This is a genomic window from Gracilibacillus sp. Marseille-QA3620 (assembly GCF_054950035.1).
In genome coordinates, this window is record NZ_CM143102.1 from 1008417 (window position 1) to 1032521 (window position 24105).

General features: G+C 43.5%; 26 protein-coding genes. 14 read left to right on the forward strand and 12 right to left on the reverse strand.

What is annotated here, in order from left to right; translation table 11 throughout:
• The first annotated feature begins 218 nt into the window (after positions 1-218).
• A complete protein-coding gene (locus ACY8DX_RS05115; protein ID WP_462406315.1) occupies positions 219-842 on the forward strand; it encodes a Crp/Fnr family transcriptional regulator in 624 nt (207 codons plus the stop codon).
• Here ACY8DX_RS05115 and ACY8DX_RS05120 read toward each other — a convergent pair.
• The 7 genes from ACY8DX_RS05120 to ACY8DX_RS05150 form a co-directional block, all read right to left on the reverse strand.
• Positions 835-1551 (reverse strand): class I SAM-dependent methyltransferase, encoded by a 717-nt coding sequence (locus ACY8DX_RS05120; RefSeq protein WP_462406316.1) that lies wholly within the window; start codon positions 1549-1551, stop codon positions 835-837. The two genes, ACY8DX_RS05115 and ACY8DX_RS05120, sit on opposite strands and share 8 nt — an antisense overlap.
• A gap of 140 nt (positions 1552-1691) precedes the next feature.
• Positions 1692-1910, reverse strand: coding sequence for a spore germination protein (locus ACY8DX_RS05125; protein ID WP_049671841.1), 219 nt, complete (start codon positions 1908-1910; stop codon positions 1692-1694).
• A gap of 2 nt (positions 1911-1912) precedes the next feature.
• Positions 1913-2305, reverse strand: coding sequence for a spore germination protein GerPE (locus ACY8DX_RS05130; RefSeq protein ID WP_049671840.1), 393 nt, complete (start codon positions 2303-2305; stop codon positions 1913-1915).
• Positions 2306-2313: 8 nt separating this feature from the next.
• Positions 2314-2490: a hypothetical protein gene (locus ACY8DX_RS05135; RefSeq protein WP_049671839.1), complete on the reverse strand. Its 177-nt coding sequence runs from the start codon at positions 2488-2490 to the stop codon at positions 2314-2316.
• Complete coding sequence (gene gerPC / locus ACY8DX_RS05140; RefSeq protein ID WP_439803009.1) at positions 2487-3113, reverse strand: spore germination protein GerPC; 627 nt, start codon at positions 3111-3113, stop codon at positions 2487-2489. The genes ACY8DX_RS05135 and gerPC overlap by 4 nt, the downstream gene beginning before the upstream one ends.
• Positions 3114-3120: 7 nt before the next feature.
• Positions 3121-3297, reverse strand: coding sequence for a spore germination protein GerPB (locus ACY8DX_RS05145; protein WP_462406317.1), 177 nt, complete (start codon positions 3295-3297; stop codon positions 3121-3123).
• A gap of 47 nt (positions 3298-3344) precedes the next feature.
• Positions 3345-3566, reverse strand: a complete 222-nt coding sequence (locus tag ACY8DX_RS05150; RefSeq protein WP_049671836.1) for a spore germination protein — start codon at positions 3564-3566, stop codon at positions 3345-3347.
• A 227-nt stretch (positions 3567-3793) separates the two neighbouring features.
• Between ACY8DX_RS05150 and ACY8DX_RS05155 the strand changes: the two genes are divergently transcribed.
• From ACY8DX_RS05155 to ACY8DX_RS05170, 4 genes are all read left to right on the forward strand, one after another.
• Positions 3794-5002: a DUF418 domain-containing protein gene (locus tag ACY8DX_RS05155; protein WP_439803010.1), complete on the forward strand. Its 1209-nt coding sequence runs from the start codon at positions 3794-3796 to the stop codon at positions 5000-5002.
• On the forward strand, positions 4987-5487 hold the full coding sequence (locus tag ACY8DX_RS05160) for a DNA topology modulation protein (protein ID WP_462406318.1): 501 nt from the start codon (positions 4987-4989) through the stop codon (positions 5485-5487). Before ACY8DX_RS05155 ends, ACY8DX_RS05160 begins: the two co-directional genes overlap by 16 nt.
• 21 nt (positions 5488-5508) lie before the next feature.
• Positions 5509-6372, forward strand: a complete 864-nt coding sequence (locus tag ACY8DX_RS05165) for a fumarylacetoacetate hydrolase family protein (RefSeq protein ID WP_439803012.1) — start codon at positions 5509-5511, stop codon at positions 6370-6372.
• A gap of 74 nt (positions 6373-6446) precedes the next feature.
• Positions 6447-6800, forward strand: coding sequence for a YisL family protein (locus ACY8DX_RS05170; protein ID WP_231589541.1), 354 nt, complete (start codon positions 6447-6449; stop codon positions 6798-6800).
• 1270 nt (positions 6801-8070) lie between these two features.
• Here ACY8DX_RS05170 and ACY8DX_RS05175 read toward each other — a convergent pair.
• Complete coding sequence (locus ACY8DX_RS05175; RefSeq protein WP_049671831.1) at positions 8071-8631, reverse strand: DUF2777 family protein; 561 nt, start codon at positions 8629-8631, stop codon at positions 8071-8073.
• A 213-nt stretch (positions 8632-8844) separates the two neighbouring features.
• On the opposite strand from ACY8DX_RS05175, the gene asnB reads away from it, so the two are divergent.
• Positions 8845-10692 (forward strand): asparagine synthase (glutamine-hydrolyzing), encoded by a 1848-nt coding sequence (gene asnB / locus ACY8DX_RS05180; RefSeq protein ID WP_462406319.1) that lies wholly within the window; start codon positions 8845-8847, stop codon positions 10690-10692.
• A 105-nt stretch (positions 10693-10797) separates the two neighbouring features.
• The gene (locus ACY8DX_RS05185) at positions 10798-11277 is read left to right on the forward strand and encodes a DUF1648 domain-containing protein (protein ID WP_049671829.1); all 480 of its coding nucleotides are present in this window, start codon (positions 10798-10800) and stop codon (positions 11275-11277) included.
• Between the two features lie 39 nt (positions 11278-11316).
• Here ACY8DX_RS05185 and ACY8DX_RS05190 read toward each other — a convergent pair whose 3' ends face one another.
• On the reverse strand, positions 11317-13053 hold the full coding sequence (locus ACY8DX_RS05190; RefSeq protein WP_462406320.1) for a glycoside hydrolase family 13 protein: 1737 nt from the start codon (positions 13051-13053) through the stop codon (positions 11317-11319).
• Between the two features lie 323 nt (positions 13054-13376).
• On the opposite strand from ACY8DX_RS05190, the gene ACY8DX_RS05195 reads away from it, so the two are divergent.
• From ACY8DX_RS05195 to rbsK, 7 genes are all read left to right on the forward strand, one after another.
• Positions 13377-14648, forward strand: coding sequence for an extracellular solute-binding protein (locus ACY8DX_RS05195; protein ID WP_049671827.1), 1272 nt, complete (start codon positions 13377-13379; stop codon positions 14646-14648).
• Between the two features lie 112 nt (positions 14649-14760).
• Positions 14761-16056, forward strand: a complete 1296-nt coding sequence (locus tag ACY8DX_RS05200; protein ID WP_049673002.1) for a carbohydrate ABC transporter permease — start codon at positions 14761-14763, stop codon at positions 16054-16056.
• Positions 16056-16901, forward strand: coding sequence for a sugar ABC transporter permease (locus ACY8DX_RS05205; RefSeq protein ID WP_049671826.1), 846 nt, complete (start codon positions 16056-16058; stop codon positions 16899-16901). The genes ACY8DX_RS05200 and ACY8DX_RS05205 overlap by 1 nt, the downstream gene beginning before the upstream one ends.
• Before the next feature lie 36 nt (positions 16902-16937).
• Positions 16938-18440 carry an alpha-amylase family glycosyl hydrolase gene (locus ACY8DX_RS05210; protein ID WP_439802218.1) on the forward strand — a complete coding sequence of 501 codons (1503 nt, stop codon included), beginning with the start codon at positions 16938-16940 and terminating at the stop codon, positions 18438-18440.
• Between the two features lie 130 nt (positions 18441-18570).
• On the forward strand, positions 18571-20226 hold the full coding sequence (locus ACY8DX_RS05215) for a glycoside hydrolase family 13 protein (protein WP_439802217.1): 1656 nt from the start codon (positions 18571-18573) through the stop codon (positions 20224-20226).
• A gap of 27 nt (positions 20227-20253) precedes the next feature.
• Positions 20254-21291, forward strand: coding sequence for a LacI family DNA-binding transcriptional regulator (locus tag ACY8DX_RS05220; RefSeq protein ID WP_439802216.1), 1038 nt, complete (start codon positions 20254-20256; stop codon positions 21289-21291).
• A 99-nt stretch (positions 21292-21390) separates the two neighbouring features.
• Positions 21391-22260, forward strand: coding sequence for a ribokinase (gene rbsK / locus ACY8DX_RS05225; protein WP_462406321.1), 870 nt, complete (start codon positions 21391-21393; stop codon positions 22258-22260).
• 43 nt (positions 22261-22303) lie between these two features.
• Here the strand turns inward: rbsK and ACY8DX_RS05230 are convergent, their stop codons facing one another.
• The 3 genes from ACY8DX_RS05230 to ACY8DX_RS05240 form a co-directional block, all read right to left on the reverse strand.
• Positions 22304-23176 (reverse strand): SDR family oxidoreductase, encoded by an 873-nt coding sequence (locus ACY8DX_RS05230; protein WP_462406322.1) that lies wholly within the window; start codon positions 23174-23176, stop codon positions 22304-22306.
• 154 nt (positions 23177-23330) lie between these two features.
• The gene (locus ACY8DX_RS05235; RefSeq protein ID WP_049671820.1) at positions 23331-23822 is read right to left on the reverse strand and encodes a YajQ family cyclic di-GMP-binding protein; all 492 of its coding nucleotides are present in this window, start codon (positions 23820-23822) and stop codon (positions 23331-23333) included.
• Positions 23823-23970: 148 nt separating this feature from the next.
• Positions 23971-24105, reverse strand: coding sequence for a DUF3941 domain-containing protein (locus ACY8DX_RS05240; RefSeq protein ID WP_082197160.1), 135 nt, complete (start codon positions 24103-24105; stop codon positions 23971-23973).

A 24105-nucleotide genomic window follows, 5' to 3' on the forward strand; every position in this document is an offset into this window, starting at 1 on the left:
TATGTAAAAAGTAGCATGAATTAAATGGATTGAATGTGACCGGCATCACATCTTGGAAAAGTATTTTATCTAGTCAGTTAAGACATAATGAAGGACAATAGGGAATGGCGAAATGCCATCAATCTAACTAGATGTTTTAAGCAGGGGGGAGTTACATAATGACTTGTTTGCAATGCAGTAGAAAATCTTGCTTAGCTTTTGTGCCTATTTTCAAAAGCTTGAAAAGCGAAGAGTTGTTGGAGCTCTCAAAGATTATTACCCATAGAACGTATAAAAAGGGAGAAGCCGTTTATATAGCTGGCGAGTTGAATGATAATTTGTTTATTGTGCGTAAAGGGAAAGTGAAAATCACCTATATCTCAGGTGAGGGGCGTGAGCAAATCGTCCGAATCATCCAGGAGGGTGACTTTTTCGGTGAGCTTTCTTTATTTAGGAACAGTCCGCTTCCATCCAACGCCGAAGCACTTGAAATGACGGAGGTTTGTATTTTAGAAGGCCGATTGTTTAAACAAATATTAGAGAAAAGCCCAAGTTTGGTCTTTAACTTATTCCATCAGCTGAGTGAGAGACTGGAACGTGCCGAGCTAACCTTGAGCCAGATTAGTCATCATGATGTAGGACAACGGCTGGCTGCTTTTCTTCTGCAATGTGCCGAGAAGAGTGGTAAGGAGAGCTTTGAGTTCCCAGTCAATAAAACGGATGCCGCTTCGATGCTCGGTACGACAAGGGAGACATTAAGCAGGAAGCTTTCTTTCTTTCAACGGGAAGGATACATCAAGCAATCAGGGAGGCAGATCACCATTTGTGATGCTGCCGCCCTGGAGGATCTTCTCTTTAGCTAGGCTTTACGGCTGAGACAATGAGAGCAGGAGATTGAGGAGAAGAATACTCCTTGCTCTTAAAGTTTCCGTACATGCTGACAGTCTTAAACCCGCAGTCCTGAAGCAAGGACAGCAGCCTCTTTGAGGTAGCCGGGTATAAGGGAATCGTGTTCTTGATGGTAGAGCCGTTTTGGGAAATGGATGTGGTAAACAGAATATGGTCACCATCAAGCTCATATTCGCGCATGAATGTGAATGAATCCTTCTCCATAACAGGAAAAGTAAAGTCTCCGCTTTTCAGTACCTTATCATAATTGACAATTTGGAAAATTAAGCGGCCTCCATTATTGAGCTTTTGAAACACTTGTTTGAAGAAGCTGCGAATTTCCTGCTCGTCATGCAGATGAACCAGGGTATTGCCAATGCAATAAATGCCGTCAAAGGACCCCTCAAGCTCGTCCAATTGCTGCATAGTTTTCGTTGTAACGGCAATTGGAAGATGACCGGACTCAGCCTTTGAGCGGATTTGTTCCGCCATCACGCCCTCCGGTTCCATAGCGGTCAGCTGGAACCCTTGCTTGGCTAGAGAGACGGCCATATTTCCAGTGCCTGCGCCCGCATCAAGCAAGGAGGCGCCTTTTTTAAATTGGGATGCGATAAAGGATAATGCCTTTTCATTGGTTGGAAAGATGGCATCATAATAAGGAGTTAGTGATAGATAAAAGGACATAGTCTATTCACACTTCTTTCAGTTTATTTGTCACGATAACAATAACGGATTTTTTTGTTGAATACCGTGACGACAGACATGTTTTTTTTGATATTGAATGTAAAAAAAGGCAGTCTCCACTGTAGGAGGCTGCCTTAGGTTTAGTAATTCCCCGTAATCGGCTGGTCTATTCCGTTGATGTCAATGACAGAGTTTGCACTCAAGCCATTCGTATCAAAGATGAGACCTCCCGTGATACCTGAACCTGATCCATTGACACTTTTATTAGCGAACTTAGGCGAGATAACCAAGGAATCACCGAATTGAATGACACCGCTGCCCGCATTTAAGATTTGTACCGAACCAACTAGAGCCGGCAATATTAATCCCCTCCTTCCTTGGTCTGCCTGTTACTCAATAATTGCCTTATATTCATGACTCTTGTTTCATGGCGCATATATCGGCCGTTGCCAATCTGAAGAATAGATGAACTGGAAACGGCCTGAGATTGGATACCGCCTACATAGATGTACGGATTCGGATTCAAAAAGCTCATTTGGATAGGTTCATAGACGGGCTCAAAATCTGGTTCAGCATAGAACACTTTATAATCCCCAAAGTTTCCTTCCTGACCAAAAAATAGTTCCTGCTCTCTTTGATAGGCCAAGACATTATCGCTGGTGCGGAAATATTGAATCTCTCCAACCTCAAAAATGGCTCCCCGTGAAAGAATGGATACATGGATATTGTTAACGATGGATGTTCTCTCCCACATAATCTGCCTTATCTCGTTACGATTGGCTGTAAAGGACCAAACTCTAGTGCTTGTGGAGGAATATCAGAGGCAGTGAATAACTGCATGACCTCTGTATCCCCTACTTTTAAAGCTGAAGAACTGGAGATGGAAATGAGGTGAATATTTCCTACGCATAATTGTTCATTAATGACTTGGAAATTCATTTGGAATCCTCCTTCATGGATTCAGGATAAACCTGCAAAAAGCGGTTAATGGCATTTTGGATATCGGTGTGAATGACTTCGAGTATTTGCTCGCGCACCTGCGGCAGCTTTTGTTCATGCCTGTTATAAGCTGGTGTTTGGTCAAGATAGTGATTGATGCGCTGCGGCACCTGCCGTGCTAGATCATCTGTGATGAATGACCGCATATCCCCGTCTGCTTTCCTGCTGCAATGTCGCTCAGCCTCCGAAAAGATTTCATCCTTATCCTTATGGAACCCTTGAATAATTTCATCTGATAACTGATGAACAAATTCTTCTCGACCTGGGAATAGGAAGGGAGCAAAAGGAGCCTGGCCATTGACGGCAAATTCATCTATGTCGTTTAAATCTTGTGGAGATAAGCCAATATTCAATGTGCCCTCAAGCCGTTCAATTTTCAATTGATCGAAATTATATTCAATCTTATCGATGCGTACAGGGTTTTGTTGTTTCAATTCGAGAAGATCGCCCTGTAATTGAGCCAGATTATTCTCAAGTTGGCATATGGATTCCTTTTGGCTTTGGATGGTTTGCTGCAACTGAAAGAGAAGCTGGGTCAGGTTATACTGCAAAACTGAATTCACCCCTTTTTTAATCCATAATCTTCACTTGTGATGTCTCCTGCGCAGTTTGAAATAATGGATGTTTTGGTTCAGGTGCCGGTGCTGTAAATTCGCCGCTATTCGATAAATAGGATTGTGCTTTAATGATTCCTGTGCTTCCGATTTGAAAGACAGACGAGTTGGCAATGGCATTAATCCTAATCATATTTATATTAATGCTCTGTTTAATAAAGAAATTCATCTCTTCCACCCCTATAAAGTAAATGCAATTGGTTCGTCAATAGCATCGGCGTCATACGTATTCGTGGCACTGTATGGATTGTTGACCGCCACGTAATCCCCGGTGTTGAAGGAACCGGCCCCTGAGAAGGTTTTTGCATTGGAATACGGGGTCACTTTGTAAATATCTCCAATATTGAAGACCCCGCTGCTTCCGATTTGGAGGATTTGCACGACTCCGACTATACCTGGCATATTCTCACCTTCTTAGAATGACTTAATCAGATCAATCCCTCCAATCAGTATATGCCGACTGGGCGAATACGTGAGACAATCAAGAAAAACCGCAGCCCTTTCATATAAGAGAAGAGTAACGATTTATACAGTTATCTTATAAAAGGTCTTTTAATAACAGAACAAGGAAGAACCTGCTAAAATGAGAATAGTAGTTTGTCTATTCTGACTATTGATAAGGGGGATATATGCATTCTGTTTCGAGAAGTGAACGATTGACGGTAATTGACCTGTTAAGGGGAGTAGCCATTCTTGGTATCCTGTTGGTCAACATGATTGATTTTCATGCTCCATTTCTCTATTTGCAAGCTGATTATTGGAGCGGAGCGGATTACATTACATATGCGTTGGTAGATGTTTTGGCTCAAGGGAGCTTTTATCCAATGTTCGCGTTTTTATTTGGGTTCGGAGCCATCCTTTTAATGGAAAGGACAATCAAGAAGGGAATTTCCTTTCCACTTCTTTTCTCCAGAAGAATGGCTTTTCTCCTTCTTGTAGGTATTATTCATGCCTTTGTCATTTGGCATGGAGATATCTTGATCTCGTATGCCATTTGCGGCTGGTTCATCCTGCTGGTTTATAAACTTTCAGGTAAAGCGCTGCTAAAGATGGCCGTTTTGCTGTATACGATTCCATATGGATTGCTCGGCTCATTGACAATCCTCAGTAGTGTTATGTTTCCAGATGAGATGGCGGTGGAGACAGACTGGGCAAAGGCACGGGAAGCTGTACAGGTTTATGGGAGCGGCAGTGTTTCGGATATCTTTTCCTTTCGTTTTGAGGAATGGATGGCGGTGAATGGGTCGCTAAATGTTATCTTCCTCTTTCTGTCCATTTTTCCTTGCATCCTTGCCGGCATGTCCTTTGCAAAGCTTGGCTGGCTAAAGGACATCAGCAGCCATCGGAGGAAGCTGCGCTGGATGTTTGGGCTTTCCGCCGTTGTTGGCATAGGCTTGAAAATATACCCGTATTACGATGGATTTACGGTAGGAAGCTTATTTATGCAGGACAGCTTTGGCGGTCCCTTATTGGCCTTGGCTTATATGACAGGTATCACTCTTACGTATGAACGATTTTCTTCCTTTAGAAAATTGACCATGCCTTTCATTCCGCTTGGCCGGATGTCAATGACCAATTATCTGACTCAATCCATTTTTTGGACATTCATTTTTTATTCGTATGGCCTCGGTTTTTACAACCAGATTGGCATGCTCATAGGGACGATTCTTGCTATCCTTTTTGTCGCAGTTCAAGCGGTTTTCTCTGCCTATTGGCTTAAATCATACAAAATGGGTCCTGTTGAATATGTATGGCGTGTGGCGACATATGGAAAGAAGCAGTCATTCAGGCTTACTACTAAAGAGAAGGAACAGGGCGAGCGATGGAAAGAGTTATGATTATTGGAAGCGGGGGAGCAGGAAAGTCTGTGCTTTCCAGGGAGCTTGGGCAGCGCACGGGCCTGCCCGTTCATCATTTAGATACGGTTCTTTGGAAACCAGGCTGGGAGCCAATGCCTAAGAAAGAATGGGGGAGGAAAGTTGCGGAGCTTGCTCGTGAGCGGGTTTGGATCATCGACGGCAATTATTCAGGTACCATGGATATCCGGCTGAAGGAAGCGGATACGATTATTTTTCTCGACTATTCAAGGTGGATGAACATCTATGGAATTGTTAAACGCCGAATTGTGTATCGAAAACGTTCACGCCCTGATATGACAGAAGGATGTAAGGAGAAGCTCGACTGGGAATTTGTTAAATGGGTCTGGAACTTTGAAAAGGAGAAAGCTCCTTTGCTGCGTGAAAAGCTGAAGAAGATGGAAGAGAAGCGTGTGTATCATTTTAGAAGCCGAAAAGAACTAAAAGCCTGGCTTGCAGGTTTATAAAAGAAAGGAAGGGATTGTAGAATGAAATTGGCAACGGTTGTAATAGAGGGAAAAGAGAAAGCTGGGGTAATAGAAGGTGAGTTATTTTATCCACTGGAATCTGTTCGGGAAAAGATGGAGGGAATTCCGACGGATTTGAATACGCTCATTGAGCATTCGTCTGAGTGGCTGTCTGACCTAGCTAAGCTTAATTTGACAGACATGGAGGGATTGGCCGTAGAATCTCTTCAATATGCCTCCCCAATTAAGCCGAACAAGAATATATTCTGCATTGGGAAGAACTATGCTGCCCATGCAAGAGAGTTTGACGGAACACCGCCAGAGAATATGATTGTGTTTACAAAAGCGCCAACAACCGTCATTGGCCACGGGCAGCCGATACCGCTGCATGAAGGTGTAACAAATGAGCTGGATTATGAGGGGGAGCTTGCCGTAGTTATCGGAAAGAAAGGCAAGGCTATCTCGCGAGATGAGGCAGAGGACTATATTTTCGGTTACACCATCTTGAACGATATAACGGCAAGGGATCTTCAAGCAAGACATCAGCAATTCTTCCTGGGGAAAAGCCTCGACGGCACCTGCCCAATCGGACCATGGATTGTCACAAAGGATGAAGCAGGAGATGCACGAGACCTTGAGATTGAAACAAAGGTGAATGGAGAGGTAAGGCAGCATGCGCGAACATCCTTATTCCTCTTCCCTATTGATGAGATTATCGCTACTCTCTCTAAAGGAATGACCCTGGAGCCTGGAGACATTATTGCGACAGGAACCCCGGCCGGTGTCGGCAAAGGATTTAAGCCCCCTCGTTACTTGAAGGATGGCGATGTGATTGAGATTTGTGTCGAATCAATTGGAACCTTGGTGAATAAAGTCCAATCATAAGACATATTCTTCGAACTCGAAAAAAGATTATGCTACGATGGTATTGATGTCAGTAGGAAAGGTGGGGAAATCTAGTGGGCGGAACAGTAGAACATATTTCTATGTGGCTTTTGGCCATCATCTTATTCTTTGTATCCTTTAAGATGACGGGAAAATCATTGAAAATCACGATGATGATCAATCGGGTGCTATACATATTGATTATCGTCACAGGCGCGATGCTTCTCTTTAGCATTTCCAATATTAATGGGGAATATATCGGGAAGGCCATCATCGGTCTTTGGGTAATCGTATCGATGGAAATGACATCGGTCAAACGTTCTAAAGGAAAACCATACAAATCATTCTTGATTCAATTCTGGATTGCATTTGTGCTAGCGCTGCTTCTCGGATTCAGATTGCCATTAGGCATTCAGCTATTCGGATAATATGAACGAAATCTCCTTTACAAGGAGAGGATAAGTCTGAAGACAAGAACCTGACTTCTCAGGTGACGTCTTCAGCTTTTTTTATGCAGTAAGAAGATGACCTGACGAAGAACAGCTTAAAAAGATTGACGCAGAAGCACTGTGAAGCAGGCTTGTGGGTTTGTTTTTTTGTGGTTTTTGATTAGCTGATAAAACCAGTCAAGCGGTTACAACTAGAACAGGAGAATGTCCGCCACTCTTGGCCCAAAGAAAGTCCACCCTATTCCCATGCAAAGGGGGTGAAGGGTGGGCAAAGGGTGGAGAAAGCCAGACGATGCCCACCCAAAGCCCAAAGAAAGGCCACCCTAATCCCATGCAAGGAGGGTGAAGGGTGGCCAAAGGGTGGGGAAAGCCAGACGATGCCCACCCAAAGCCCAAAGAAAGTCCACCCTATTCCCATGCAAAGGGGGTGAAGGGTGGCCAAAGGGTGGGGAAAGCCAGACGATGCCCACTCAAAGCCCAAAGAAAGTCCACCCTAATCCCATGCAAAGGGGGTGAAGGGTGGGCAAAGGGTGGAGAAAGCCAGACGATGCCCACCCAAAGCCCAAAGAAAGGCCACCCTAATCCCATGCAAGGGGGGTGAAGGGTGGCCAAAGTGTGGGGAAAGCCAGACGATGCCCACTCTTGGCCCAAAGAAAGTCCACCCTAATCCCATGCAAAGGGGGTGAAGGGTGGCCAAAGTGTGGGGAAAGCCAGACGATGCCCACTCTTGGCCCAAAGAAAGTCCACCCTAATCCCATGCAAAGGGGGAAGGGTTGGCAAAGTGTGGGGAAAGCCTGACGATGCCCACCCAAAGCCCAAAGAAAGGCCACCCTAATCCCATGCAAGGGGGGTGAAGGGTTGGCAAAGTGTGGGGAAAGCCTGACGATGCCCACCCAAAGCCCAAAGAAAGGCCACCCTAATCCCATGCAAGGAGGGTGAAGGGTTGGCAAAGTGTGGGGAAAGCCAGACGATGCCCACCCAAAGCCCAAAGAAAGTCCACCCTAATCCCATGCAAAGGGGTGAAGGGTTGGCAAAGTGTGGGGAAAGCCAGACGATGCCCACCCAAAGCCCATAGAACCCCCACCCTTTCCCCATTCAAAGAGAACAAAGCATAGGACAAAGTATAGACAAATCCAGAAAATCCAAATTTGCAGGTAAAACAAGAAAAACAGGTACGAAATGATAAGAAATCATTCATCACCTGTTTTTCTAATCGAGCAGCTTATGGAGCTGCCCTTTTTCTTCTGTTTTACGATAATAATTTTTCAATAAGGACTTTCTTTCCTGTATTCAAGGTGAACTCAAAACGATTGTGATCCTTCTCTTTCTGGTTGAAATGATGATGGACAGAGCATATATATTCTCCATTATCAAATATATAAAAATTGGTTCCAGAGAGATGGTCGGATGTCATGAAGGATAGCTGGTTATAGCCGTAAATACAGTCATAGATGGAGAAGTTCATTCCATTTAAGGCTGTGACGAATTGATAGAAGGCATCATCGTAAAGCTCATCTAGTAATCGTTCAAGTGAATAAAGCAGATTCTTTTTGATTCGGACCCGGTCTTCATCCATGATGAAGATTAATTCCGATCCGCATAAGAGCTTGCCGTCCTCGACAAGGATTCCTTTGCGCCAGCGGTTGTTTCGGAAGATGGAGATTTCATTGTTCATGTATTCCTCTAAAGGATAGGCTTCATCGGTCTCTTCATCAAAAAACACCCATTGGTCATTAATGTTCTCAAAAACGCCTTCTGTGTGCGCCCTTTTCTGGGCACTTAACAGTTGTGTTCGCAGCTGATTGTTCATGTTCGCGCCTCCAAATGCAGTAAACAGGGATTAGCCAGCCAGGATTAAGCCCTGTTGAAATGTGTTAATTGGCACCTATCTTATTGATTGACATAAACGGTGCCTTTTATAACCCGACTCTTGAAACTCTGGACAATTAACCATCTATTTGAGTAATGCATATCATGTAAGCAGGAATGGGCCACAGGCTTGTTTTGAAAGGATGATGTTATTTTGTGTGGTATTACTGGATGGGTAGAATACGACAGATCGATTAATCAGGAAAAAATGATTTTAACGGCTATGACGAATACCCTCTCCAAGCGAGGACCGGATGACATGAATATCTGGGATGATAAGCATGTTGGACTTGGGCATAAGCGGCTGGTCGTCGTTGATCCAGAAGGCGGAAAGCAGCCGATGGCCCGTGAAAAAAACGGCCACAAGTATGTCCTTTGCTACAATGGAGAATTGTATAACACCGAAGATATTAGAAAAGAACTTTTATTAAAAGGATATTCATTTAAGGGTCATTCGGATACAGAAGTCTTGATAACAGCCTATATGGAATGGAAAGAAAAATGCGTGGATTTTTTCAATGGGATATTCGCCTTTGCCGTTTGGGATGGAGAGAGGCAGCAGCTCTTTGCTGCGAGGGACCGGCTTGGTGTTAAGCCTTTTTTCTATTCCTTAAAGAATGGCCAGTTCCTATTTGGCTCTGAGATCAAGGCACTGCTTGCCCACCCGGATGTAAAACCGGTCATTACGCGTGAAGGATTAGCAGAAGTCTTTTCACTCGGGCCTTCTCGTACGCCTGGTGCAGGTGTATTCAAGAATATTGCTGAACTAAGACCTGCCCATGCCATGATCTTCAGCCGTGATGGATTGTCGATTTGGCGGTATTGGAATGTGAAGAGTGAGGCACATGAGGGAACCCTTGATGAAACGGTCGAACAGGTTCGCTATCTGGTGACAGATGCCGTAAAGAGGCAGCTGGTTTCAGATGTACCTCTTTGCACGTTCTTATCTGGAGGCCTGGATTCCAGCGCAATTACAGCGATTGCTGCTAAGCAATTCCATGCGGAAGGGAAGGCGCCGCTTCATACGTATTCCATTGATTATGAGGATAATGCGACCCATTTTGTTGCAAACGATTTCCAGCCTAACTCAGATGGATATTGGATTGAGTTAATGAAGAATGAATTTGGCACCAATCATCATTATTGTGTCATCAGCCAGGAGGACTTAATTACGAATCTCTCAGAAGCCGTTATGGTTAAGGATCTACCGGGAATGGCAGACATTGATTCCTCCTTGCTATGGTTCTGCCGAAATATTAAAAAGGATTTTGTCGTCGGTCTGTCAGGGGAATGCGCCGATGAGATTTTTGGCGGTTATCCATGGTTCCATAACCCTGAAAGTCTATCTAACGATGCTTTCCCTTGGATGAGGTCGATCAAGGAAAGGCAGGCATTACTTAGAAGCGACTGGCAAACCAAGCTCAATCTCGAAGAATACATGAAAGCAAGATATAAGGAAAGCTTGGCAGAAACGCCGCTTCTTGATGGGGAATCTGAGCTGGAGCAGAAAAGAAGACAATTATTCTATTTGAATATGACATGGTTCATGACCAATCTTCTGGACCGGAAAGACCGGATGAGCATGGGGGCGAGCCTTGAGGTAAGGGTGCCGTTTGCCGACCATCGTCTTGTTGAATATGCATGGAATATTCCATGGGAGATGAAGATGGCTGATAACCGTGAAAAAGGAATCCTGCGCAGGGCGCTCAAGGGGGTGCTGCCGGAGGAGGTGCTTTATCGCAAGAAAAGTCCGTATCCGAAAACACATCATCCTTTGTATACAAAGCTGGCAAAGGATTGGCTGACGGAGCTTCTGGAGGACGGGAATTCACCGCTGTTGGAATTCTTTGATAAAGAACAGCTCAAGGAACTCATTGATACAGGCGGAGCCTCCTTCAAAACTCCTTGGTACGGGCAATTGATGAATGGACCGCAATTGCTTGCATACTTGATTCAGGTTGACTTATGGTTTAAGCATTATCATATCCAGATAGAGGATTGACCTGCTACCTGCCGCCAAAGCGCGTCAGGTTTTTTTATTGGATAGTCATTTCGTGAAAGTGAACGATGATATAATAAGATATCTACGTTTAGCGGAGGTGGAGGATTGGTTCATAAAGGGGATAATCTTGATCGAACTTCATTGGCTGCTTATCTGGCGGTACTGGTCGTGCATTTCATTTTTTTGTTTGTTGAATGGGGAAATCTGCCGAATGAGATTGCCATTCATTATACGGATGGCCAGGCAGATAGATTTGGGAGTAAGTATATATTATTTATTTTGCCTGTCATCAGTTTGGCTGCTTGGCTTATCTTAGGGTTTCTTAAACGGAGACCCGAGAGCTATACGTATTTTAATCTGACAGATAAAAACAAAGACTTCCAGTATATGAAGGGGAGAAGAATGATGACGCATATGCAATATTTAGCGTCTATATCAATCATCTTCATGAATCTAGCCTTCCTGAAGGAGGCTGCCGGGGAGGACCATATTATCCAGCTTATCATTGCTGTCATCCTAATAGGGCTTTGCTTTCTCCTGCCGATTTTCTTTTTGATTTGGTCAGCTAGATTAAAGGAATCTTAATGTAATAGAAAAGCAGGTGCGCAATGCACCTGCTTGAACTCATTTCTCCTTTTTCAAGATGGCAAATCCTCGTTTGGATATGGACAACGTATCTGTAAAGGATGTCTCTGGATTAGCATATAGAAGAGAGGCACCAACACATTCCTCTATGGAAAGCTCTTTTTCGTTATCTCCTAGATTAATAAGGACATAAGCATCTGCATTCGCAGATTCTCGTTTATACATGACGACCTCTGAGTCAATATGGACAAACAGCAAATCTCCTTCATTGGCAAGAACGGGATGTTCTTTGCGCAGAGCAATCAATGTTTGTACATGTTCAAACATATCCCGGTCTTGTTCATTCTCATCCCATGGCATGCATTTTCTGCAGCCGGGGTCCTGCCCGCCATCCATACCAATCTCGTCTCCATAATAAATGCAAGGCGTGCCAGTGAAAGTTAACAGGATCGTATAGATTTGTTTAACTTTCTTGATATCTCCCTGGCATTCAGTCAGAATCCGCGGTGTGTCATGGCTGCCAATCAGATTAAAAGCGGCCTTGTTTACTGTATGAGGATACATATGATAGACCTTTGTCATCTTCTCAGCGAATTCGGTCGGCTCCAATGTCTCAGAGGAGAACATTTCAAGGATTGCTGTTAAGAATGGATAGTTCATCACGGCATCGAATTGGTCGCCGCGCAGCCATGGCATGGAATCATGCCAAATCTCCCCGAGGATATAGGCATCCTCCTTCTCTTCTTTGACGGTCTTTCTGAATGAGCGCCAGAAATCGAAATCAACCTCATTGGCGACATCGAGCCGCCAGCCGTCAATTCCGCACTCCAGAATCCAGTGTTTCGCGACTTGGAGTAAATATTCTTTGACCTCTGGATTTTTTGTATTTAATTTCGGCATAGATGCCACATACCCAAATGCATCATAATTGACCTTCTGTTCATCGAGAGGAAGGGAATGTGGGTGGAACCAATCCTTATATTTAGATGCCTCCCCATGTTGAAGTAAATCCTGAAATGGCTTGAAATGATAACCGCTATGATTGAAGACGGCATCCAGCATGACCTTAATGCCGCGATCATGGGCTTCATCGACAAGCTTCTTTAAGGTTTCCTTCGTACCAAATTGCGGGTCGATTTCCATATAATCTATCGTGTCATATTTATGGTTAGAGAAAGCATGGAAGATGGGGGTGAAGTAAATGCCTGTGATGCCTAGCTCCTTTAAATAATCTAAATGATTGATAACCCCTTCAAGATCACCGCCGAAGAAGTTTTCCGGAGTCGGGTCCGCGCTGCCCCACTCAAGTGTTCCTTCAGGGTCCAGCTCCTTATTCCCATTGGCAAAACGTTCAGGAAATATTTGATACCAGACTGTGTCCTTTACCCAATCCGGTGCGCTGAATACTTCTGTATGATGCAGGTAAGGAAGGGCGAATAGCAGACCTACTTCAGGCAGCTTATCGTAGAATCCCTTCTCAGAGAAATAGGCTGTTTTTCCTTCATGATCTGTAAGGCGAAAAGCATAGCGGGCCCGGCGATGGGGCAGTTCAATTGTCTTACGATAGTAATCATAGAGTTCATCACTTCCGGTATAGCGCATGTCTGTAGTCTTATAGATCCAGTTGGATCCTTTGAAATCATAAGGGTCTCCATGGACGAGCTCCATTTTAGCGATGTCCCCTTTTTTCGCCATAATCATGATGGTGATGGAATCCAGGGATGAACTATAAAGAAACTGGTCTCGTGCGAAATGTATAACCGATGATTTATCCATACTTTCTCTCCTCTCAAAGTGCAATCGCTTGCATTGATTCTATTCTTTACTATAGCTATTCTAAGCTGAAAGTTCAATGAAATCATAAATTACTCGGATAAACTGTTATTATTTACCCAAAAGTGGCAGTTTTGTAACACTTTTAAAAATTTGGTAAAAATGTATTGTTAATTATTGATAATACAGTATAATAAAGGTGTTAAGATTGCAATCGCTTTCATAGGGTGAATATGTCGAAGCATGTTATTTCACTGCCTTTTTATTTTGTCACTTTGTGCAACCGTTTGTATTCTTGGCTACATAATAAGAGGAGGGGTTGACCCATGAAGAAAGCATTCTCCATTGTAATGGTGTTAATGCTTGCAGTTGGTATTCTTGCAGCCTGCGGACCAGATAGAGAAGAAAGTGCAGGAGGCAAAGAGGGAAGCGGTTCAGACGGTAATAAACCTGAGAAATTAGTTGTTTGGGAAGATACAGATAAAAGTGTGGCTTTAGAACCAGCTGCAAAAGCGTTCGAAGAGGAACACGGCATTAAAGTAGAGTTCAAGGAATATGGAATCTCAGAGGATATGAGAAACCAAATTCGCCTTGATGGACCAGCTGACAAAGGTCCGGACGTTCTGACTTTGCCTCATGACCAAATCGGTATGCTGGCTGAAGAAGGGACGATTCAGGAAATTTCTGTTGAACAAAGTGTCCTTGATACATTCACGGAATCTTCCATCCAAGCACAAACATATGACGGTAAATTATATGGCCTACCAAAGGCAACCGAAACACCGGTATTCATTTACAATAAAGAATTAATGCCTGAAGCACCGGCTACAATGGATGAAGTATATGATTTTGCCAAAGATTTCACAGATGGCAAGAAGTTCGGCTTCATCGCCTTATGGGATAACTTCTATCATGCGTACGCAGTCATTGGCGGCATGGGTGGATATGTATTTGGAGAGAAAGATGGTGCCTTGCAAAGGGAAGACCTTGGTTTGAACAACGAAGGAGCCGTGGCAGGTGCTGAGTACATCCAAAAATGGTATAAAGAAGGCTTGTTCCCTAAAGGGGTTATCGGAGAATCAGGCGGATCTGCTCAGGACGGCTTGTTCAATGAAGGTAAATTAGCTTCCGTTCAAAACGGTCCATGGGCTTTCCAAGGCTATATGGATGCTGGAATAGATATAGGTGCAACACCAATGCCGACACTTCCAAATGGCGAGCATATGACGACATTCATGGGTGTTAAGGGATGGCATGTATCTGCTTATACGAAAAACAAGGAATGGGCAACGAAATTGGTTGAGTTCCTGACAAACTATGATAATGCCAAGATTCGTTTTGAAAAGACAAAAGAAATCCCGCCTGTTAAGAAACTGATTGAGGATCCAATCATCGCAGATGACGAGTTCTCTAAAGCAGTAGCTGTTCAATCTCAATATGCGATTCCAATGCCGAACATTCCAGAAATGGCAGAGGTATGGGGTCCAATGGCAACTGCCCTTCAAACATTGGCAACCAATAAAGCTAAGCCGCAGGAAGCAATGGACGAGGCAGCTAAAACGATACAAACAAATATCGAAACAAATCACAGTAAATAAAGAACCTGATGGGCATTATCCTATGCTGAGGGTAATGCCCATCCTCTTATAGAGAAGAAGAAAAGAAGAAGTTTCTTTTCCTAAGAAAGGGGAGTCTTCCGAAATGGAAAGTCTGCAAATGAACATCGAGCCACAAGCAACGCGGACGAAACACGCGAGGAATGCCTTGCTGCTCTCAATTATACCTGGGGTTGGACAGTTCTATAATGGGCAGAAGCTTAAAGGGTCCATGTATTTAATCCTAACCATTATTTATCTTGCTACATTCTTTCAAACATTAAATTTAGGATTCTGGGGATTGATCACACTCGGAGAGATTCCGATGCTCGATCATTCGATTCGTTTATTAATTGATGGAATTCTAGCACTCCTGATTACGGTCATCGGGCTTGTGATATATGGAATCAACCTATTTGATGCTTATCAGAATGGAAAAAAGAGAGATTTAGGGATTCCTTTAAATTCCTTGCGTGAACAGTATCAAAATTTGATTGATAATGGGTTCCCGTATTTGATTATATCACCGGGAGTATTGCTGCTCGTTTTCGTCGTCATCTTTCCAATTATCTTTTCATTCCTGCTCGCCTTTACGAGCTATGATCTCTACCATTCCCCGCCGGCCAATTTGGTTGATTGGGTTGGGCTGCAAAACTTTATTGATATTTTCAAGATTGATATTTGGAGAAAGACCTTCTTCAACGTGTTTGGCTGGACGCTTATTTGGACATTTGCGGCAACCACCCTCCAAGTGGCATTGGGAATATTCCTGGCAGTACTGGTGAACCAAAAGGATCTTAAAGGGAAAGCCATTATACGAACAGTATTCATTTTGCCATGGGCAGTTCCGGCGTTTGTATCGATCTTGGTATTCTCAGGAATGTTCAATGAATCATTCGGTGTCATTAACACGACCATCCTGGCTAGCCTCGGCATTGATCCAATCAGCTGGATGACAGAATCCAACTGGACGAGACTGGCACTGATTCTGATTCAAGGGTGGCTTGGTTTCCCATTCATCTTTGCGATGACAACGGGTGTCCTGCAATCCATTTCGGAAGACCTGTATGAAGCAGCTACAATTGACGGGGCAAATGTATGGCAAAAATTCAGGAAGATTACCCTTCCGCTCGTGCTTTATGCGACAGCGCCGATTATCATCACGCAATACACATTTAATTTCAATAACTTTAATATTATCTTCTTATTTAATAATGGCGGACCGGCGATTGCTGGACAGAACGCATGGGGAACAGACATTTTGATTTCCTGGATCTACCGTTTAACCATGACTGCTGGACAATATGGAAAAGCAGCGGCTATTACAATGATTCTTTCCTTGATTGTCATGTCTGTCGCCTTGTGGCAGTTTAAGAGAACAAAATCATTCCAAGAGGAGGATATGATGTGATGAAGAGTAAGAATAGCAGAAAGTTCGTCCGTTTATCATTAACCTATCTTGTCATCGGCATTATGTTTGCCATCATCATCTATCCTGTTCTCTGGATTATCGGCTCCTCCTTTAATCCGGGCGACAGCTTATCAGGCTCCAAGATGATTCCGGATAATGCGACATTAAGCCATTACAAGGAATTATTCGATTTAGAAAACAGTGATTATCTGCTCTGGTATTTTAACTCCATCAAAATCAGTGTGATGACGATGGTGTTGACGGTCATCTCCGTCTCCTTTACTGCTTACGCATTTTCCCGCTACCGCTTTGTCGGACGGAAAAACGGGTTGATGACATTCTTAATTCTACAAATGATTCCGAACTTCGCTGCGCTTATTGCTATCTATGTGCTGGCGATGAGAACAGGTTTGCTTGATACCCATCTTGGTTTGGTACTGCTCTATGTCGGCGGTCAGATTCCAATGAACACATGGCTGATGAAAGGATATTTGGATACCATTCCGCGTGACCTGGATGAAAGTGCGAAAATGGATGGTGCGGGACACTTGCGGATTTTCTTCCAGATTGTTATGCCGCTAGCTAAACCAATTATTGCGGTTGTGGCTCTATTCTCATTCGTGGCTCCTTTTGGTGATTTCATTCTTGCAAAGATTCTCATCAGCTCGAGTGAGAAGTATACGCTTGCGGTTGGGTTATACTCAATGGTCGGTAAGCAGTTTGGAGCTGAATTTACCAAGTTCGCAGCTGGTTCTGTCTTGATTGCCATCCCTATTGCCCTCCTTTTCTTACTATTACAAAAATATTTTGTTTCTGGTTTGACGGCAGGAGGGACGAAAGGATAAGGTTATCCTGTATGGATAATCTTGGGGGGACAAAATATGCTGAAAAAACTCATCGTCATCCTGCTTGTACCGCTTCTTCTCTTCCCGCTTTTTTCTAAACCGGGAAGTGCGGCGGACTGGCAGGATGATGCCATTTACTATGTAATGGTAGACAGATTTTACAACGGTAATACACAAAATGATCAGGAAGTCAATATTGATGATATGAACACCTATCAAGGGGGAGACTTTGCAGGTATTACGGAAAAGCTGGATTACATAAAGGAAATGGGATTTACGGCCATTGCGCTCAATCCTGTTATCCAAAACATGAACGGAGATTATACGGGCGGTTCGCCGCTTGATTTTACGGCCGTTAATGAGAACTATGGAACAATGGAGGAATTGAGAAAGCTGGTCAAGGAAGCACATGATCGCGATATGAAGATTATGCTGGATTTTCAGGTGAATCATGTCGGGGAAGGTCATCCGTGGCTTGAAGAGAATGGTAAGAAGGACTGGTTCCATGAAGAGAGAGCCATCACAGAAAACGGACAAACGGACAAGCAAGAGACTGGCTGGCTCGATGGAAAACCAGACTTAGCGCAGGAAAATCCGGAGGTTTCAAGCTATTTAATTGATGCGGCCAAATGGTGGATTAAGGAAACCGGTATTGATGGTTATCGGCTTATTTATATGAATTATGTACCCCAGTCTTTCTGGGAAGAAATGATTAGTGCAATCAGGGAAGACCGTCCGGATTTCTTTTTTATCGGAGATGTGGATGCAGATAAAGCAGAGAAGCTGGGCATTGGCATGCTCGATGAAGAGCAGATGACGGGCATGAGAGAGGCATTTTCAACGACAGATGTTGAGATGGACAGCCTGTTTAAGAGATGGGAGACGCTTTTTGGAGCCTTAAACACTCCTTATACCACAGGCATTTCAGTCGATACAGAGCGCACAGAAAGATTTACGAAGGAAACTGAGCGGGCTAAGCAATTTCCAGGGACACGGTGGAAGATGGCTTTAACCTATATGTATACAATGCCGGGTATCCCTGTTGTAACCTATGGTTCTGAGATTGCCTTGAATGGCGGAGAAAAGCCGGACAACCATCGAATGATGAATTTCCGCACAGACGAAGAGCTCATAGATTATATGAAACAGTTATCTGCTCTTAGGAAAGAGTACCCTGCACTAAGGACGGGTGATTTGGAGCTCCTGCAATCAGAGGATGGGATGGTTGTTTTTAAAAGAGAAACAGAAGAGCAGACAATGATTGCAGCTATCAATAACAGTTCGAAAACGAAAACGATTCAGCTTGATTCAGCCTTTATTCAGGACAATCAAGAGCTTCGAGGAAAATTGAATACAGATCTTGTCAGGGAACAGAATGGTACATTTAGTATTACCCTAGAGCGGGAGATGGCCGAAGTTTACTTGGTAGAAAAGGAATCTGGCATAAATTATGGCTTCCTGGCTGTTCTTATTTTAGTTCCTATTGCCTTTATCCTTTTCTTGATCCTTGCGAGGAAAAGGGGTAGACAAACGAATTAAAGATAGCGAAAATATAGGGGGAGTGTAAGCGCTCCCTTCTTTTGCATGATTTCACCTGTATTTTGGGCCTGTAGGAATGGGGGCTTCGAATGCTTGATGGAGAAAAAGAGTTGAGTGAGGTAGGGTGCTTATGAAAAAGAGATGGTGGAAAGAAGCAGTTTGTTATCAAATCTATCCGAAAAGCTTCATGGATTCAAATGGAGATGGAATTGGCGATTTAAAAGGCATCATCAGTAAGCTTGATTATATTAAATACTTAGGGATTGATGTGATTTGGGTATGTCCTATTTATCAATCGCCAAATGAAGATAATGGATATGATATTAGTGATTATCAAGATATTATGGATGAATTTGGTACGATGGAGGATTTTGACCGTTTACTGGCTGAAGTGCATAAACGGGGGATGAAGCTGATCATGGATTTGGTTGTTAATCATACAAGTGATGAGCATCCATGGTTTATTGAATCCAAGTCTTCTCCTGATTCTCCAAAACGGGATTGGTATATTTGGAGCGATGGGGCAGAGGATGTGCTGCCAAACAACTGGGAGAGCATCTTCTCAGGAAGTGCTTGGGAGTATGATAAGGCAAGCGGGCAATATTATTTGCATGTCTTTGCGAAAAAGCAGCCTGATCTGAACTGGGAAAACAAGGAGATGCGCGAAGAGGTCTATCGTATGATTAACTGGTGGCTTGATAAGGGCATTGATGGATTCAGAATTGATGCTATAAGCCATATTAAGAAAAAAGAAGGCTTCCCTAATGCCGAAGCCGATGACCAGTCACAGATTCCTGGCTTCTCCTTCTATACGAATCAAGAGGGTATTCATGATATTCTCCAGGAGCTTAAAGAAAGAACATTCTCTCGCTATGATATCATGACAGTCGGTGAAGCCAGCGGGGTGAGCAGTGAGAATTCTGACCCTTGGGTGAATGAGGAGATTGGCGCCTTTAATATGGTCTTTCAATTTGAGCATTTGGCTCTGTGGGAGAAGGAATCAGAAACCGAGCTCGACCTTGCAGCCTATAAAGCAATCATGAATAAATGGCAGACAGGCTTGCATGGCAAAGGGTGGAATGCTCTATTTATCGAAAATCATGATAAACCTAGAATTGTCTCGACACTTGGAGATGATCAGAAATATTGGAAAGAGAGCGCTAAGATGCTTGGCGCCATGTATTTCTTCATGCAGGGAACACCTTTTATTTATCAAGGTCAGGAAATTGGGATGACGAATGTCTCATTTGAATCCATAATGGATTATGATGATATTAGCATGAAGAATTTCTACTATATGGAGCTTGCAAAGGGCAGGAGTCATGAAGAACTAATGAAAATCATCTGGAAGAGCGGAAGAGATAATTCGCGAACTCCGATGCAATGGGATTCATCGTCCAATTCTGGTTTCACGAAGGGAACGCCTTGGATGAAGGTCAATCCTAACTATCAAGAAATCAATGTGAGGAAGCAAGAGGATGATCCTCAATCTATTCTTCATTTCTATAAGCAGATGATTCAGCTGCGTAAACAGCATGAATGCTTAATTTATGGGGATTTCAAGCTTCATTTGGAAGATGATCAGCATATATTCGCCTATTCTCGTAATGACGGGAAACAGACGGCATTAATTATTAATAATTTCAGCAGAGAAGAGCAAGCCGTTGAATTGCCGGATTTTGCCGGTAAAGAGATGGAAATGATCCTAAGCAATTATGAGAAGAAGGACAGGCAATCAAATCCATTCCTCCTATCTCCCTATGAGACGGTTGTGTATCTCCTGTAAAGCTGCTAAGAAAGGAAGGCTGATTGTATGGCAGTAACCATAAAGGATGTTGCAAAATTGGCAAATGTGGCTCCGTCTACAGTATCAAGAGTGATTGCCAACAATCCGCGAATCAGTGAAAAGACAAAGAGAAAAGTGCGGAAGGCGATGAGTGAACTTGGTTATCACCCGAACTTCATCGCAAGAAGTCTGGCTAGTAAATCAAGTGATGTACTTGGTATCATCATGCCGAAATCAGGGGACGGATCATTCCTAAATCCCTTCTTTCCAACGGTTATGAAGGGGCTGAGCCAGGCGGCGCATGATGACCGCCTTGGCCTTCAGATCACGACGGGGATTACCGAAGAGGAGATTTACGGGGAAGTAGAGAAAATGGTTCATGGCGGTCGTGTGGACGGGTTGATTCTTCTCTATTCGAAGGTCGGCGATAAGGTGCTTCATTATTTAAGGAAAGCAAATTTTCCATTCGTAGTCATCGGCAAACCGTATCAATATGAAAGCAGTATTACCCATGTGGATAATGATAACTTTCAGGCTGGCAAGGATGTAGCGCAATACTTGCTGGATTGCGGCCACACCGATATCGCCTTTATAGGCGGGAATGCGGACCTTGTTGTCACGATAGAGCGGGTGAAGGGCTATGAGGCAGCGCTTAAGGAAGCGGGAATTCCAATGCGTAAGGAGTATGCTATACACGAAGACTTCATGCTAGAAGGCGGAAAGGAGGCGGTTAAGCGGTTGATGAACTTGGAGAATTCTCCAACTGCCTTGATTGTCGCGGATGATTTTATGAGCCTTGGTGTGCTGAATATGCTAGATGAACTAGGGATAGATGTCCCTGGGGATATTTCTGTTTTCAGCTTCAATAATGTGTTGCTGGCACAATTATCTAAGCCGCCTCTGTCCTCCGTCGATATCAATATTGAATCGCTCGGTTACCAGGCCGTGAAATTACTGTTAACGAGAATTAAAGAGCCTGATAGTCCGGCTATGAGGATGATTGTTCCTTATCAGCTCGTGCTGCGCTCATCCGTTGCGGAAATAAACGGAGGAAGAAACCAATAAGCTTGGGAGATTGCTCCTAAGCTTCTTTATGTTCTACTGACCGGTTGAGATGAGGTTGCCTTTTAGAAGGGAATCTTATATAAAAGATGAGGTGATTTGATGACAATCAAAATCGTAGTAGTAGGAAGCATTAATATGGACCTGGTTACATCGGTAAAAAAAGTACCTGTAGCTGGAGAAACCGTCATGGGAGAGACATTTGCGACCATGCCAGGCGGGAAGGGAGCCAATCAGGCTGTTGCTGCAGCCAGACTCGGAGCAGAGGTATCCATGATTGGCTGTCTTGGAAGAGATTATTTAGGGGATGAGCTTCTAGAGGTTCTGAAGAAAGAAGGTATACAGACCGAGGCAGTCAAAAGGGTTGAGGGTTCGAGCGGAACAGCTAGTATCATCCTTTCTGAAGGGGATAACCGCATTATTGTTGTACCAGGAGCTAATCATAAGTTGAAGCCTGAATGGATTGAAGAGAACAGGAGTCTAATAGAAGAAAGTGATCTGCTTCTTGTTCAGCTTGAAGTACCGCTTAATTGTGTGCAAAAGGCACTGGAGATTGCGAAAGCGGCCGGTACCGGGACTATTTTAAATCCGGCACCAATCACACAGCTGCCCGCAGAAATCGTTCAGTCAGCCGACTACATAACGCCTAATGAGCATGAATATCAGGCCCTTTTAAAGGATTTTTCCAATGAAGAACTATATTCGAAGCTCATCATCACATTGGGTGATGAGGGAGTACTCTATTATGAAAATGGAAAGAAAAGGCAGATTCCTGCCCATTCGGTCAAGGTTTGTGATACGACCGGTGCAGGAGATACCTTTAATGGAGCACTGGGCGTAGCGATTTGCGAAGGCAGCAAGCTTGGGGAAGCTATCCGTTTTGCCAATAAAGCAGCTGCTCTCTCTATTACGAAAATGGGTGCCCAAAAAGGAATGCCCACTAAAGAGATGTTGAATCAATTCTCTCAATAAAATAAACCCCCGGCTTCAGATGAAAGCCGGGGGTATTCTTTATTTAACCATTCACGACTGAGCCGCCGTTTACATGGATTACTTGTCCGCTCACATAAGAAGAATCATCACTCGCTAAGTAAACATAGGCTGGAGCTAGCTCTGCTGGCTGTCCAGCACGGCCAAGCGGTGCGTTTTGGCCAAATTCCTTCACTTTATCTGCCGGGAACGTTGCCGGGATGAGCGGTGTCCAGATTGGACCTGGTGCTACACCGTTCACGCGAATGCCTTTGTCAGCAATATTATTGGCTAATGCCCTTGTAAAGGAAACAATTGCTCCCTTGGTGGAGGAGTAATCAATAAGCTGAGGGTTTCCTTGATAGGCTGTGATGGATGCTGTATTGATAATGGAACTGCCTTTCGATAAATGAGGAAGGACTGCTTTAGTTAAATAAAACATGGAGAAGATATTTGTTCGGAAAGTTTTCTCCAACTGTTCATCACTGATATCTAAAAGGCTTTCCTTCACATGCTGTTCAGCCGCATTATTGATTAGGATATCAATCTTGCCGAATTCGGATTTTACTTTATCGACAACCTCACGGCAAAATGAGCTGTCCCCGACATCTCCTGAGAGCAGCATGCAGCGGACGCATTCTTTCTCTACCATATCTTTCGTTTTATTGGCATCTTCATGCTCATTCAAATAGACAATGGCTACATCTGCGCCTTCCTTGGCAAAGTAGAGGGAGACCGAACGGCCAATTCCGCTGTCACCTCCTGTGATGATGGCTGTTTTTCCTTTCAGCTTATCGCTGCCTTTATAATTTTCATCCACTTCAATTGGATGAGGATGCATCTCTTCTGTCATTCCAGGCTGCACATCTTGCGCCTGTTTAGGGAATCCGTCTTTTCCTAATGTAATATCTTCGTTCATCTTAAATCATCCTTTCTTAACGTTGGTCTCTATTGTTATTCCTCATATCAGGAAAAAGAAACCTTAAAATGTAATATTAGGATGAGTGACTCTGAGGCATTGTCTCTTTTAAATGAAAAAGGAAGCAGGCATGGAATCCCTGCTTCCCGTTTCTTTATCTGAAATTAATAAATTGAACCTCGATTGACAAATCTGCCTCTCGAATTGCTGCAATGACTTGTTGAAGGTCATCCTTGCTTTTACCGGTCACACGGATTTGGTCTTCTTGAATCTGTGATTTAACCTTTGTACCGGCATTCTTTACGATTAGGTTGATTTTCTTTGCATTATCTTTATCGATACCTTGGACAAGCTTAGCCCTTTGGCGGACAGTCCCGCCGGATGCACCCTCAATTTTTCCATAATCTAAATTTTTGATAGGAACACCGCGCTTAATTAATTTGCTGAGAAGTACGTCTTTAAGCTGGCCAAGTTTGTATTCATCATCGGAAACTAAGACAAGCTCTTCGCTTTCGAGCTTAATGTCACTTTTGCTTCCCTTAAAATCATAACGGGTTTTTACTTCTTTCATTGCTTGGGTCACAGCGTTCGTAACCTCTGAAAAATCTATTTTTGATACTACATCAAAGGAGCTTTCTTTTGCCATATGGATCCCTCCAATTTCTTGTTTTCAAGCAGTCTTATTCAGAGCCTATTATAGGAAATATTCCGAACTTATTCAATTTCAATAAAAAATAGAGGATTTTGATTGAAATCCTCTATTTGGTCGTTATAAGATGTAAATTATGATTTCATCATAAATGATCGGTTTTTTTGGAAAATGATTTTTTTCCAGCTTTTCGATTTTGTTCTTCTTGAATATTTTTAATCTCATGCTTCGCTTGGTTATCACGTGCTTTCTTATCATTGTCAGATGTATGATATGACAT